Source organism: Chitinophaga sp. 10T418, assembly GCF_056394125.1.
The window spans coordinates 284,252-299,389 of the sequence record NZ_JBFTHG010000010.1 but is presented as its reverse complement, the minus strand read 5'-3'; the positions used below and the strand labels follow the sequence as shown (position 1 = coordinate 299,389).

Here is a 15,138-nt window from a genome sequence, read left to right as displayed (position 1 = left end):
TATGAGCCTAATGACTGATAAACAAACGCTGAATGATCTGAATATTTTCGGGAAAGGAGGAGGGGATTCTATTTACGCGATATTTAACCGAACCTTTACCCGTGGCGGATCTGAGTTGCTGGAAGAAATGTTCCACGAACCGCTTTCTGAAGCGGCAGCGATCAATGCACGCAGCACCACTATCCGCTCCTTCGCTGAAAAGGCGATTCCTTTCCCTTATGAAAGTGAATGGTTTGATGCGGGGGAACAGCACTTGCAAAATACAGATGAGCGCAGCCGGCTGAATGAAGAGGAAGATACGTTGAGCAGAAAATTCAACCAGTTCATTGCAGCCGATACAGAATATAAAGCCATTGAAAAAGGTGTATTAAGCCTGATCAATATCTTACAGGCTACGAGGCTGTTTTCAGACAGTATCCGGCAGCAGGTAGCCAACATCCCCTATAGCCGGGAACTGGCCGCTATTGACCAGCTATTGCGCCTGGAAGAGCTGCAGCCGATGATGCAGGAGCAAACGAAACATAAATTTCCTTTTGCCAAAGTAGCGGAGTACGATAAAGTACTCCGCTTCCGGCAACGGGAAAAGATCCAGCAACTACTACGGCATATTTATCTCGCCGATGTATATCTCTCTGTTGCCCGCACTGCTAACGAACATCAGTTTTGTTTCCCGGTAGCCTTGCCTCCACAGGCACAAACGGTGGTGCTGGAGAATTTTTATCATCCGTCTTTAACGAAACCGGTAGCCAATTCTTTGACCATTACGCCATCGAGTAATATCATTTTCCTGACGGGGGCAAATATGGCGGGGAAATCTACTTTCATGAAAGCGCTGGGCATTGCGATGTTCCTGGCACAGATGGGATTCCCGGTGCCGGCGTCAAAAATGGAGTTCTCTGTGCGGGATGGTATTTTCACTACCATCAACCTGCCGGACAGTCTGAGTCAGGGAGCCAGCCACTTTTATGCAGAAGTATTGCGCATCAAAACCATCGCCCGGGAATTAAGCCGGGATAAATACCTGTTCGTCATTTTTGATGAACTGTTCCGCGGTACCAATGTTAAAGATGCATACGAAGCCACAATTGCTATCACGGCTGCAATTGCCCGCAGGCAAAATTGTATGTTCGTAGTATCTACACATATCATTGAAGCGGGTGAAGTACTCAAGGAAAAATGTGACAATATCAACTTCGTATATCTGCCAACGTTAATGGAAGGCAATAAGCCCGTTTATACACATAAACTGGCATCCGGCGTTACTTCCGACAGGCATGGCATGGTGATTATTAAAAATGAAGGTATCCTGGATATATTAGCCAGGAAAAAATCAATAAAGAAGACCACATGAGCTTTATTGCCGACAAACAAACACTGGATGATTTATCGTTGCTGGGAAAGTATAACACACATTCCATCTTCCATATTTTCAACCAGGTAAAAACCAGGGGTGCTGAAAAACTGCTGAATGAGCTATTCCTGCATCCGTTAACAGATGCAGCGCAGATCAATAACAGGAGTGCTGCTTTTCGTTATTTTGGAGACCATCCCGCTACTTTCCCTTTTGATGAAGCGTTGCTGGGGAACATGGAAGCCTTCCTGGACGAAGGAAGTGCGGGCAATCTGCCCATGGCGATCTGGCAGATGAGCCGGAAAAAATTAATGGCAGTGCTGGTGAAGGAGGAAACTTATCAACTGCAAGTAGCGGGAATTGATACCTGTATCGACTTATTGAAAGGCTTTGCTGTATTATTGGATCAGTTGGAAAAGGAGGGCCGCGATAAAAATACGCCCTGGGAAAAATGGGTGGCCACCGCCCGCCATATCCTCCGGGATAAGCGGCTCAGAGAGCTGACCACCACAAAAAGATCTTTGCTGCAAAACGCGCGACTACATTACCTGGTAGCGAATGTGTTCCAACAGTCGTTGAAAACATTGCTGCACCTGACCTATGAGATAGAGGTGTTTATCACCGTATCCCGCATCGGTAAGAAGAAAGGATTTGCCTACGGCACCGCTTTTCCGAAAGAAAAGAATATGCTGGTGGCAACAGGCGTAAGACATCCTGGTTTGGACAAAGCTGTTTCCAACACACTTTCCTTCAGGGGTAACAGCAATGTGTTATTCCTGACTGGTGCCAATATGGCCGGTAAGTCTACCCTGATGAAATCAACCGGGATCATGATGTACCTTGCTCATATGGGATTTCCTGTGGCGGCGGTAGATTTGCAGTTTTCTGTGCTGGATGGTATCTATTCTTCTGTGAATGTACCGGACGACCTGAACAGGGGATATAGTCATTTTTATGCAGAAGTACTCCGGGTGAAAAAGGTAGCAGAAGAAGTAGATGCAGGCAAGCATCTTTTTGTCATCTTTGATGAACTGTTTAAAGGTACCAATGTGAAAGATGCGTATGATGCCACCCTGGCGGTGACAGCGGCTTTTACAGCATTCACGGATTGCTTCTTTATTATCTCCACCCATATTTTTGAAGTGGGAGATGCGTTGAAATCTGAAGGAGATCATATTCAGTTTGAATTCCTGCCTACTATTATGGAAGGAACGGTGCCCAGGTATACATACCGGTTGCAGAAAGGTATTACGGCAGACCGGCAGGGCATGATCATTATTGAAAATGAAGGCATACTGGATATGCTGTAGCTACTATAAAAAAGTGGGATCTTGTTACAACAAAAAAATAGCAAAAGAGAAATAACTATGTACTATCGTTACTTGGCTACAGCAGGACTGCTATGCCTTTCTATAGCCGGGAGTTCGCAGGCTCCGGGTCAATCGATCCCGTTGGATACGGCTGTTCGCACGGGGCAGCTATCAAATGGATTTACCTACTATATCCGCAAAAATAATGAGCCGGCGAAAAGGGCATTATTTTACCTGGTGAATAAAGTAGGTTCTATTCTGGAAGATGATGACCAGCAGGGGCTGGCCCATTTCATGGAGCACATGAACTTTAATGGTACTACGCATTTTCCTAAAAATGAGCTGATCAATTATCTGCAGAAAGCAGGTGTGCGGTTTGGGGCTGATCTCAACGCCTATACGTCGTTTGATGAAACAGTTTACCAGTTGCCGATTCCTACAGATGATCCTGCCATGGTGAGTCGTGGCCTGGATATTATGCGCGACTGGGCGCATGAAGCACTGCTGGAAACAGATGCTATTGATAAGGAAAGAGGTGTGGTACTGGAAGAAAAAAGGCTGCGCAAAGGGGTAGGGGAGCGTTTGCAACAACAAACATTTCCGCTGACCCTGAATTATTCGCGTTATACCATGCGGCAGCCTATCGGCACGGATAGCATATTAACGCATTTCCCTGCTGATGCCATCCGCCGTTTTCACCGCGACTGGTATCGTCCTGATCTGCAAGCCCTCGTTGTGGTGGGAGATGTGGATGTAAATCAGGTGGAACAACAGATCCGCAAACAATTTGCAGATCTGAAAAATCCTCCCAATGAAAGACCCAGACCTGACTATAAAATTGCACTGACCGGCAAAAATCAATTCCTGTCATTAACAGATCCCGAAGTAAGTGGTACCCAACTGGAACTGCTGATCAAGCATACTGCTTCCAAACTGATTACCACTGCAGACTATCTCAATTCCATGCAGAGGGGCCTGTTTAATCAATTGCTCTCTTTCCGCATGAACGAGTTAAGTCAGCAGTCTAATCCTCCCTTCCTGGGCGCCAATGCGGGCATTGGAAATTTAATCGGAGGACTGGATCAGTTTTCCTTCTCCGTTTCTGCAAAGCCAGGGAAACTGAAAGAAGCTTTCACTGCTACCTGGTCAGTAGTGGAACAGGTAAAACGTAACGGCTTTACACAAGCTGAACTGGACCGGGCTAAGCTGAGTTATCTGACTGGTATGGAAGCAGCTTTGCACGAAAAGAGTAAAACGCCTTCCAGCAGTTATGTGGCAGAATATCAGCAATTATTCCTCCAGGGCACGCCTGCGCCGGGATTTGACTGGGAATATAACTTTGTAAAAAAGGTATTGCCAGGTATCAGTCTGGATGACCTGAAATCCGTGGCCAACGAATATTTAAAAGAGAATAACCGCGACATATTCCTTGTGGCTGCCGAAAAAGATAAAAATAGTCTTCCTGATTCCGCTACGGTACAGGGATGGTTTAAAGCGGTAGCCAGTGCCTCTCTGGAGCAGTATAAAGAAACTGCTACGGATGCTGTGCTGCTGAAAAAGATGCCGGCGCCGGGAAAAGTAGTGGCGCGCAAAACCATTGCTGAAGTGGGTGTAGAACAACTGACGCTGAGCAATGGGGTGCAGGTGTGGCTGAAGCCTACCACTTATAAAAATGATCAGATCCAGTTTATATCCTTTGCACCGGGAGGTATCAATAAATATCCCAATGCAGATTTCCCAAGTGCTTCCAGCGCTGTTGGCATCATTGGCGGTTCCGGGCTGGCAGATTTCTCTCCGGTTCAGCTGGCGAAGATGTTGAATGGAAAAGCAGTGTCTGTGGGTGCTTATATCGGTGGACGCGGGCAGGGCGTAAATGGGGGCAGCAATGTAAAGGATCTGGAAACAGCGCTGCAACTGGTGTACCTGCGTTATACCGCACCACGTAAAGACACGGTGCTGTTTGACAATGCCATAGCGAGTTCGAGGGAGCAGATCAAAAACCGTTATGATGATCCGGGAAATGTATTTAAAGATACCGTGAGCAATGTGCTGAGTGGGTATCATTACCGTACCAGTCCTGCTACGCAGGAAAGACTGGATAGTATCAGCCTGGATAAGGCCTACGATATTTACCGGGACCGGTTTGCAGATGCTTCCCAGGCTAACTTTGTATTTGTGGGTAACTTCAATACAGATAGCATAAAGCCTTTGCTCGAACAATACCTGGGCGCGTTGCCGTCTCTGAAACGGAATGAACAGGGGATTAAGCTGCATGCGCAAATGCCTAAAGGCAGCCTGGTTAAAACGGTCGCCAAAGGCAAGGAGGATAAAGCAACGGTATTATTGGTGTATAATGGCGAATGTGTTTATAATACCATGAATAAGCTGCAGCTGCAGGCGTTGTCAGAGATACTGCAATACCGGCTGCTGACCAGTCTGCGGGAAAATGCAGGAGAAGTATATACGCCTTCCGTACAGGGCAGCATGGCGAAAGAACCTGATCAACGTTTTGCGATCAATGTATCGTTTGGATGTGCGCCTGAACATGTGGAGCACCTGGTAGGCCTGGTGCAGCAGGATATAGCGAATTTACAACAGGCCGGCGCTACGGCGGATGAACTGCAAAAGTTTAAAATTGGCTATATGAAACAGTTTGAACTGGAGGTAAAAAGTAATGAATTCTGGTTGCAATATCTCACCAGTAAACTGGAAAGTAAGGAACCGCTGAAAGCAGTACCTGATATGGAGAGGTTGCTGTGGAAAATCAATGGAGCTACTATCAAAGCAGCTTCAAAGAACTACCTGAGTAGCCGGAATGTAATCCGGTTTGTATCGTTACCGGAGAAAAAATAGTAGTTGTTTTTGATGGATTATATAAAGGCCGTCTCCTCACAAGGGAGGCGGTTTTTTATTGTACGAGTGGTCGCTTTTGCCCTGTTAATAACCTGTGAAATTATTTTTTGGCGGTTTCACTCCCGGAAATTATATTTGTGGTATAGAATAGTATAGTATAGAACAGTATAGTATAGGTCAACTAAAACAAGCACGTTATGAATATTGGAGCACCGCGCCATCCACGATTCATTTTTTCCACCGTTCGTATTCCATTTACGTTTTAAATTTTTGAAAATGATTGCCAGACATTTGGTGAAATGCGTCTTAGCGTTTCTTTCTGCGTTTTGTTTGTGTGTACCTGGATACGCCCAGCAAAAACCGTTTAAAGGGAAAGTTATCAATTCCACAGACAAATCACCGCTACCCTTTATCAATATAGTAGTGAAAGGCACCACCACCGGCACCAAAACGGATGAGGAAGGCAGATTTCTTCTTACCGCACCAGCCGGTAAAAATACCGTGGTGGTTTCCGGTATCGGCTTCCAGCAACAGGAAGTAATGCTGACAGACGACATTAACATCATCTCCCTGGTATCTACTATAGAAAACCTCAGTGATGTGGTGGTAGTAGGATATGGTACGGCTAAAAAAGCTACTTTAACCGGTTCGGTGACGGCAGTGAAAAGTGCAGAACTCTTAAAAAGTCCACAACCAAATATTTCGAATTCACTCGTAGGTCGTATGCCCGGACTCATCGCCCCTAACACCAGCGGAGAGCCAGGTTACGATGATGCCCGCCTGCTGATCCGCGGTGTGGCTACCACCGGTAACTCTGCTCCCCTGATTGTAATTGATGGAGTACCCAACGCGCTCGGTGGATTTTCCCGGTTAAATCCTAACGACATTGAAAGTATTACTGTGCTGAAAGATGCCTCTGCAGCCATTTATGGCTCCCAGGCAGCAAACGGCGTCATACTCGTTACTACCAAAAAAGGAGAAGCCGGTAAAACAAATTTCAATTTTACCCTCAACCAGGGTTTTATTAAACCTACCCGCTTACCGGAATTTGTGGATGCTTCCACCTATGCTACCATCCTCAATGAAATAGCTTATTATAACAGCCCTACACAAGGCAAAAATCAACGCTATTCCGATGCAGAAATAGAGCTGTTCAGAAATGGGAAAGATCCGGTATCCTATCCTAATACAGACTGGGAAAAGGAACTGTTTAAGCCATTGTCTTCACAAACTTCTGCGAATTTATCCTTCTCCGGTGGCAGCGAGAAACTGAATTATTATATCTCCGGCGGCTTCCTGAATCAGGATGGATTGTATCGCAATAGTCCGCTTAACTATAAACAGTATAATATCCGCGCGAACTTTGATATCAACTTCTCGCCTAAATTCAAGGCAACGGTGCAGGTGTCTGGTCGCCAGGAAGAAAAAACCGCACTGGCAGGTTTTGGGGCATCTAATGTGTTCGAATTCCTGTATCGTACCTACCCTACACTTCCAGCTTATTACCCGAATGGACTCATGGGCGCCGGCGTGGAAATGGGAAAGAACCCGCTCGCCATGGCACAATTATCTGGTGCAGATAAAAGACCCATTACCACCGGAAGCGTGATTGGAAAAGCAAGCTACGAGCTGGCTAAAGGATTGTCTTTAGATGGAATGGTATCTATCGACAAACGTTTCGAATTTGATAAACAACTGGCTAAAAACTGGATTGTATACCAGTATGATAAAGGAGATAAGACCTATAATCCGGTGAAAGGCGGACCCAATAATCCTTCCATGTCTGAAAGCCAGATTAACTATACGCTCCTGAACTCCTTTCTCCGCCTGAGCTATGATAAGCACTTTGGCAAACATCAACTCAGTGCATTTGCGGCTGTACAACAGTCCAAAACAACATACGAAACTTTTGGCGCCGGCCGTCAGAACTATATCACTACGCAGCTGCCGGAATTGAGCCAGGGTGGTGCTTTACCAACGGATGCCAGTAACTACGGCAGCAGTTATATAATTACCCGCAGAAGTTATTTTGGCCGTATCAGTTATAACTACTCAGAAAAATATTTATTGGATGTACAGTTGCGGGAAGATGGATCTTCCATTTTTGCACCCGGAAAACAATATGGCTTTTTCCCCAGCGCGATGGCCGCATGGCGCATTTCGGAAGAATCCTGGTTTAATAAAAATGTGGTGAACAGCTTAAAGCTCCGTGCTTCTTACGGTTTGCTGGGAAATGAAAACATTGCGCCAGACCAGGCACCAGGCTATCAGTACCTGCAAAACCTGAATCTGCAAACCGGCGTACTCAGCACCGTGAATAATGCCGGGCAACCTTATGGCGCCAATATCCCTACCATCTTCTGGGCTAAACTAGCGAACCCCAATATCACCTGGGAAACAGCGAAGAAAGCCAATATCGGTGTGGACTTATCATTGTTAAATCATTTCAATGTAACGGTAGATGTATTCCGTGAAACCAGGGATAACATCCTCGCGGCAAGAAGCTTAAGCATCCCGGGAGTGAGTGGTATCAGCAGCAGCCAGATACCGGACGAAAATATCGGTAAGGTGAGTAACAAGGGTATTGAAGCTTCGGTGATGTATGAAACGAAGTTCAATGAAGTGAAGTTCAACATTGGCGGTAACTTCAGCTTTATCAAAAATAAAGTCATCTTCCTGGATGAAGCTCCCAGCACTCCCTTTCACCAGAAAGTGGAAGGCCATCCGATCAATGCCGGTTTATACTACCGCAGTATAGGTATCTACAAAGACCAGGCACAAATTGATGCTTCACCGCATGCACCCGGCACACAGCCTGGTGACCTGATCCTGGAAGATTTTGATGGCGATAAAAAAATCACCGCTAACGACCGGGTAAGAGTAGATCAGAACAACATTCCGCAAATCGTATATGGTATCACGTTAGGGGCCTCCTGGAAAAGTTTTGATGTAAATATTTTGCTACAGGGACAAGGTAATTCGGCGCAATACCTCCTTTGGGAATCCGGTGAATTTGGTTCCTTCCTGAAAGAGTGGGCAGATAACCGCTGGACGCCTGAAAATACCAATGCTTCCTGGCCACGTGCTGTATCCAGACCTAACTCCAGCAACCTGGGTTCCTACCCCAGCACTTTCTGGAACTGGAATACGTCATTCATCCGTCTTAAGAACGTAGAGATTGGCTACAACCTGCCACCGTCTTTATTATCCAAAGCATCTATAAAAGCGGCGCGTTTCTATCTGAATGGCTTTAACCTGCTCACCTTTACCCGTGTGAAACAAATAGATCCGGAAGGCACCGATGGCAGCGGATATTTTTATCCGCAACAGAAGGTATTTAACGTGGGTGTGAATGTGAATTTTTAAGAGGGAGCAACAATTCATTTACTATTTCAATTGCAAAGAAATGACAACGAAACATATAGCACTGATCCTGGCAGCAGCTGGCCTCGCGGCACTGGGAGCATGTAAAAAAGATTTTCTGGATACCACACCTACCAGCATCATCACCGATGCGGCGGTGTGGGGCGATTCCTCACTGGCAGAGGCCTACGTAACCGGTAGATATATTGGTGTAGGTGGTAACAATGATGGCGGCAAACCCGGATTTGGCAGGGCTTTCGAAGATGCCTGGATGAGTTCTGTGACAGATGAGTCTATGGTGGTATGGGATAACAACACCTGGTTTGTACAACAGGGCGCACTTACGCCCGACAGAACAGGTTGGATCAGTGATACCTGGATCAGAAGTTACCGCAGTATCAGGGAGGTGAACTATGCGCTGGCTAACATCGACAAAGTACCAATGAGCGGTTATGGTAAAGACAGACTGAGAGGAGAATTGCGCTTTATCCGTGCTTACCGTTACCAGGACCTGATCCGCAATTTTGGTGATGTGCCGTTGGTGGGAGACCGGGTATATACATTGGAAGATACCAACTTCGATTCGCTGTTTATCCGCAAACCGGTACAGGAATGTATCCAGTATGCCGTGAATGAACTGGATAACGCTGCCGCCCTGATGCAGCATAAAAAATATCCTATTGGTCGTGGTTCCTATGAAGCAGCGCTGGCCCTGAAAGCACGGCTGTTATTATATGCAGCCAGTCCTTTGTATACTAAAAATGCTGATAATGCCAGCAAATGGACTGCCGCTGCGAATGCTGCACAGACAGTCATTGCAATGAATAAGTTTTCCCTGTACAACGATTACAAAACATTATTTACGATCAGTGGTACTTCGGAAGATATTTTTGAACGCGTATATTCTCCTACCAATGAACACACCAACCTGGAGCTGGTAAATGGTCCCAACGGTTATGGCGGATGGGGTGGTAATTCACCGATGCAGAACCTGGTAGATGATTATGAAATGAAAGATGGTACCCGTTTCGACTGGAATAATGCCACCCAAAAAGCAAAGCCGTACGAAAACAGGGACCCGCGTTTTTATGCCAGCATCCTGTATAATGGCGCACCTTACAGAACCCGTAACGTGGAAACATTTTTGCCTGGAGGTAAAGACAGTAAAGATGGTAATGGTAACTGGAATACCAGTCCTACCGGTTATTATGTAAGAAAATATATCAATGAAAGTAATCCGGTAGAAAATCCTAACCAGACGGCTTACCAGCCCTGGAAATATTTAAGGTATGCGGAAGTGCTGCTCAACTATGCGGAAGCAAAGAACGAAGCCGCAGGGCCGGTGGATAGCGTGTATAAGGCGGTAAACAGTATCCGTCTCAGAGCAGGTATGCCGGAATTGCCGGCGGGACTTTCCAAAGCCGATATGCGTACCCGTATCCGTAATGAACGCCGTATAGAGCTGGCCTTTGAAGAACATCGTTACTATGATGTACGCAGGTGGATGATTGCCGGTGTAACAGAGAAAGTTCCTATTTATGGTATCCGTCCTACCAAACAAGCAGATGGGTCTGTTACCTATAGCATCATTACTGCCCTGGCCCGTAATTTTGATCCGGCAAAAAATTACTGGGCGCCTATCCCCCAATCAGAAATTAATGCCTCCGGCAAAAAACTCCGTCAGAATGACGGGTATTAATATTTCTTAAAACGCAGTACGGATAACGGGCTACCGTTATCCGTACTACGCATAATACTTGTAGCTATCGTTTAAATAAAAGGTTTTTGTTCATGAGGCGATTCATCCATGTAAGACACAGTATCTGGTTATTTGTTATTGGCTGTTGCGGATATGCCACCGCACAGGATTCCAGGCCAATGATTATCCCCGTGGAATCAAAGCATAATGCTGTTGTACTACAGGTAGATGCAAAAGGGCAATTGTCTACCATTTACTTTGGTGCTAAATTATCCGGTAGTGCTTCTTATCAGCAGATATCTGCTGCGTATCAGCAAACCGAAGATTATTCTGAAGTGGCCAATGCTGCCTATACGACCGCCGGTTCAAAAAATCTTTTTGAACCCGCCATAGCGGTTACACATGCGGATGGTAATAATGGCCTTGATCTGCGTTATGTGAGCCATAAATCCATTTCCCGTAGTGCAGACGTGGAAGAGCTCAGCATTGTATTGAAGGATCCGTTGTACCCGTTTGAAGTAACGCTTTACTATAAAGTATATAAAGCCACCGATGTAATAGAGCAATGGTCGGTGATCAGGCACCAGGAAAAGGGAGATGTGACGTTGCAGAAATTTGCTTCTGCCAATTTATACCTGAAAGCTTCCCGTTACTGGCTGAAACAATATCATGGCGACTGGGCAAAAGAAATGCAGGCGGAAGAATCGCAGCTGACGCATGGTATTAAAACACTCGATTCCAAATTGGGTACCCGCGCTAATTTATTCCAGCCACCGGTATTTATGATATCGCTGGATCAACCGGCTACAGAAGACAATGGCAGCGTATTGTACGGCTCCGTTGAGTGGAGCGGTAACTTCAGGGTAGATCTTGAGCTGGACAACCTGGATAACCTGCGTATCATAGCAGGCATCAATAATTATGCATCTCCCTATACATTACCCGCCAATACCGCTTTTGAAACGCCGCCTTTCCTGTACACCTTTTCTACCAAAGGAAAAGGAGATGCCAGCCGTAAGTTGCAAAACTGGGCAAGGAGCTATAAAATACTGGATGGGAAAGGAGAGCGGATCACCTTATTAAACAATTGGGAAGCCACTAATTTCAACTTTGACGAATCTAAGCTGAAGGGCTTATTAGAAGATACCAAAGAGCTGGGCGTAGATCTTTTCCTGCTGGATGACGGCTGGTTTGGTAATAAATTTCCCCGCAACAGTGATCATGCTGGTTTGGGTGACTGGCAGGAGAACCGCAAGAAGCTCCCCAATGGCCTTGCAGCACTGGATAGTATGGCGCAGCGTAATGGAGTGAAATTTGGCATCTGGATAGAGCCGGAGATGGTGAGCCCGCAGAGTGAGCTGAACACCAGGCATCCGGACTGGGTACTAAGACAACCCGGCAGAGCGGAACATTACTTCCGTAATCAGCTGGTGCTGGATTTGAGCAATCCAAAAGTGCAGGACTTTGTTTTTCAGATTGTGGATTCCCTGTTTATCAAGGCACCGAAATTATCTTATATCAAATGGGATTGCAATGCTGTAATTTATAATGCATGGTCTGCCTACCAGCAGAAACAGTCCTCGCAATTGTATGTGGAATACGTAAGAGGGCTGTATAAAGTGCTGGCAAGGGTACGCGCCAAATACCCGATGGTAGCTATGATGCTTTGCTCCGGAGGCGGTGGCCGTGTGGATTACGGGGCCTTACAATATTTCACAGAATACTGGCCCAGCGATAACACCGATCCGTTGGAACGGATTTTTATTCAATGGGAAAACTCTTATTTCTATCCGGCTATTGTCAGCGCTAACCATGTTACCGACTGGGGTAAGCAGCCCATTAAGTTCCGGGTAGACGTAGCCATGATGGGCAAGCTGGGCTTTGATATTGTGGTAAAGGACCTGAAAGAGCAGGAGCGGATCTTCTGTAAAGAGGCGGTGGCGAATTATAATGCTTTGAAAGATGTGATCTGGCACGGAGACCAGTATCGCCTTGCAGATCCGCACGAGGGCAGCGTAGCCGCTGTGATGTACCTGGATGAAAAACAAAGCAGCGGCGTGATGTTCAACTACCTGGTGAATTACCGCTATGATGAAGGCAGTAAACTGCCTATCCGGCTGAAAGGACTGGATCCTGCAAAGAAATACCGGTTAAAAGAGATCAATCTTTATCCGGGAGAAGTTTCCACTATTCCAGATAATGTTACTTTTGCGGGAGATTTTTTAATGACTATTGGATTTAATCCACAACTGAACCTTAAAAGGGCCAGTGTGGTGATCCAGATTAACGAAGCACCCTAAACCATTTTATGAGCGTATTCCAGTTAGAAGAACATCCACACCAGCGGTTAAATATATTAACGGGTGAATGGGTATTGGTATCACCACATCGTACAAAAAGACCATGGAACGGTAAAGTAGAAAAAGTAGACAGAGATCCGTTGCCTGAATATGACGCAACCTGTTACCTGTGTCCAGGTAACGCCCGGATGGGCGGAGAGCTGAATCCGGATTATAAGGAGCCCTTTGCTTTTACCAATGATTTTGGGGCACTGATGGCGGATACGCCGGCCGGAGCAGAGCAGATAGATCAGTTATTACATGCGCGCGGCGTGAAAGGCATTTGCCGGGTAGTATGTTTTTCGCCCCGGCATGATCTCACCCTGCCATTGCTGGAAGTGGCAGATATCCGTAAAGTGATTGGATTATGGGAGAACGAGTTCCGCGATTTAGCGAAAGATCCGGACATTAAGTATATACAGATTTTTGAAAACAAAGGCGAGATCATGGGATGCAGCAACCCCCATCCACACAGCCAGATCTGGGCAGCCAGCGATTTGCCGGCAGAACTGATTAAGGAAACATCTCACCAGAAAAAATATTATGAAACTACCGGGAAAAGCTTATTGCAAAGTTATGTAGCCCTGGAACTTGACAAGCAGGAGAGAATTGTTGTGGAGAACGAACATTTTGTGGCGCTGGTACCTTTCTGGGCGGTATGGCCGTTTGAAACCATGGTAGTGAGTAAGCGGCATGTACCGGATATGACGCATTTCACGGAACAAGAAAAGCTGGCGCTGGCAGATATTCTAAAAAGACTGAGTACCCGGTATGATAATCTTTTTGAAACGTCTTTCCCTTACTCTGCCGGTATGCACCAGGCGCCTGTAAATAGCGGGGCGCATCCGGAATGGCATTGGCACATGCATTTTTATCCACCATTGCTGCGCTCTGCGGCCGTGAAAAAGTTCATGGTAGGGTATGAACTCCTGGCTAGTCCGCAACGGGATATCACACCGGAATGGGCTGCAAAAAAATTGCAATCACTGCCGGAAGAGCATTATTCCCTGCAAAAACTTGTAAGTGTAGAAAAAAGTTGATAGCTTAGTAGGACAGCATAGTACAGTAACGTGCTATGCTGTCGTTTTACAGTGAACAATTGATAACCATAAAAGAGTGGCCTCCTGGCGGCGCCCTGATTAATTTTCCTTACATGCAGGACATATACGAGCAGATACATGAACTGGAAGGAATTCCAGGCCTTTCCAAACACGAACAATTCGTTCAGGGCATTATCAATGCCATCAATTCGAAATTGTTATCGAGGGGGGATGCATTGCCTTCCGTGAATAACCTGATCGGTGAACTTGGATTTGCAAGGGAAACAATCGCCAAGGGCTATAAAGAGCTGGTGGAAAGAGGTATTGTGACGGCACGCAACCGGCAGGGCTTTTTTGTAAGCAGCGATGACACCGGGCAGCAGTTGAAAGTAGCATTACTGTTATTTGCATTTGATACCTTCCAGGAAACATTTTATAAAACATTCCGTGCTAACCTCGGCGAAAATATTCAGCTGGATGTATTCTTCCACCACAATAACATCGAGGTATTTGAAAGCATCGTGGCTACTATTAAAGGCCGGTACGGGATGTATGTGGTAGCGCCGATTCCGCATCCCAAAACAGGTGAGATCCTGAAGGGCCTGCCTATGGATAAGTTCCTGATGATTGACCGGTATGAGCCATTGACGGCGGATTACTCTTACATTGTTCAGGAGTTTGGAGACTCATCGTACCATGCATTCACCACTTTAAAAGATACGATCCGCAAGTTTGATGAAATGATCTTTTACTACCGGCCTTCTACCGATACGCCGATAGAAATACTGAAAGCATTTAAACGCTTTATCAAAGATCATAAAATCAACGGGGTAATTAAAACAGAATATGTACCCGGTACCGTTGCCAAAGGGAAGGTATATTACACCATTAACAATACAGAGTTATGGGCCATCCTGAAAGATTGTGTGGAAAAGAAACTGGTGCCCGGAAAGGATGTGGGTATCCTGTCTCACAATGATGATGTAGTAAAAGAAATTATCTGTAACGGTATCACTACTTACTCTACGGACTTTAAACTGATGGCAGAGAAGGCCGCTGTTTTTGTATTGACACGGGAAAAGGTACAGGAAGTGTTGCCTACGGTGTTGATCAGGCGGAAGTCATTGTAGTAATAAATTATTTGCGTGAAAATAAAAAGAGCTGATCATTGCGATCAGCTCTT

The 15,138-nt window shown here is 45.9% G+C and carries 8 protein-coding genes; all 8 read left to right on the top strand.

All coding sequences use genetic code 11. The features are described from left to right. Position 1: 1 nt before the first annotated feature. The 8 genes from AC1DCV_RS26605 (at position 2) to AC1DCV_RS26570 (ending at position 15,085) form a co-directional block, all read left to right on the top strand. On the top strand, positions 2-1,351 hold the full coding sequence (locus AC1DCV_RS26605; protein WP_477026024.1) for a MutS-related protein: 1,350 nt from the start codon (positions 2-4) through the stop codon (positions 1,349-1,351). Further along, on the top strand, positions 1,348-2,661 hold the full coding sequence (locus tag AC1DCV_RS26600; RefSeq protein WP_477026023.1) for a MutS-related protein: 1,314 nt from the start codon (positions 1,348-1,350) through the stop codon (positions 2,659-2,661). The genes AC1DCV_RS26605 and AC1DCV_RS26600 overlap by 4 nt, the downstream gene beginning before the upstream one ends. 57 nt (positions 2,662-2,718) lie before the next feature. Further along, positions 2,719-5,514, top strand: coding sequence for a M16 family metallopeptidase (locus AC1DCV_RS26595; RefSeq protein ID WP_477026022.1), 2,796 nt, complete (start codon positions 2,719-2,721; stop codon positions 5,512-5,514). A gap of 276 nt (positions 5,515-5,790) precedes the next feature. Further along, complete coding sequence (locus tag AC1DCV_RS26590; RefSeq protein WP_477026021.1) at positions 5,791-8,880, top strand: SusC/RagA family TonB-linked outer membrane protein; 3,090 nt, start codon at positions 5,791-5,793, stop codon at positions 8,878-8,880. A gap of 40 nt (positions 8,881-8,920) precedes the next feature. Beyond that, positions 8,921-10,576 carry a RagB/SusD family nutrient uptake outer membrane protein gene (locus AC1DCV_RS26585; RefSeq protein ID WP_477026020.1) on the top strand — a complete coding sequence of 552 codons (1,656 nt, stop codon included), beginning with the start codon at positions 8,921-8,923 and terminating at the stop codon, positions 10,574-10,576. Positions 10,577-10,668: 92 nt separating this feature from the next. Next, positions 10,669-12,876 (top strand): alpha-galactosidase, encoded by a 2,208-nt coding sequence (locus AC1DCV_RS26580; RefSeq protein ID WP_477026019.1) that lies wholly within the window; start codon positions 10,669-10,671, stop codon positions 12,874-12,876. An 8-nt stretch (positions 12,877-12,884) separates the two neighbouring features. Next, entirely contained in the window at positions 12,885-13,955 is a 1,071-nt protein-coding gene (locus tag AC1DCV_RS26575) for a UDP-glucose--hexose-1-phosphate uridylyltransferase (protein ID WP_477026018.1), read from the top strand. Between the two features lie 35 nt (positions 13,956-13,990). Continuing rightward, complete coding sequence (locus tag AC1DCV_RS26570) at positions 13,991-15,085, top strand: GntR family transcriptional regulator (RefSeq protein ID WP_477026017.1); 1,095 nt, start codon at positions 13,991-13,993, stop codon at positions 15,083-15,085. Positions 15,086-15,138: the final 53 nt, after the last annotated feature.

Coding starts and splice junctions, on each gene's coding strand:
- AC1DCV_RS26605 (WP_477026024.1), top strand. CDS start 2: ATGAGCCTAATGACTGATAAACAAACGCTGAATGATCTGAATATTTTC.
- AC1DCV_RS26600 (WP_477026023.1), top strand. CDS start 1,348: ATGAGCTTTATTGCCGACAAACAAACACTGGATGATTTATCGTTGCTG.
- AC1DCV_RS26595 (WP_477026022.1), top strand. CDS start 2,719: ATGTACTATCGTTACTTGGCTACAGCAGGACTGCTATGCCTTTCTATA.
- AC1DCV_RS26590 (WP_477026021.1), top strand. CDS start 5,791: ATGATTGCCAGACATTTGGTGAAATGCGTCTTAGCGTTTCTTTCTGCG.
- AC1DCV_RS26585 (WP_477026020.1), top strand. CDS start 8,921: ATGACAACGAAACATATAGCACTGATCCTGGCAGCAGCTGGCCTCGCG.
- AC1DCV_RS26580 (WP_477026019.1), top strand. CDS start 10,669: ATGAGGCGATTCATCCATGTAAGACACAGTATCTGGTTATTTGTTATT.
- AC1DCV_RS26575 (WP_477026018.1), top strand. CDS start 12,885: ATGAGCGTATTCCAGTTAGAAGAACATCCACACCAGCGGTTAAATATA.
- AC1DCV_RS26570 (WP_477026017.1), top strand. CDS start 13,991: ATGCTGTCGTTTTACAGTGAACAATTGATAACCATAAAAGAGTGGCCT.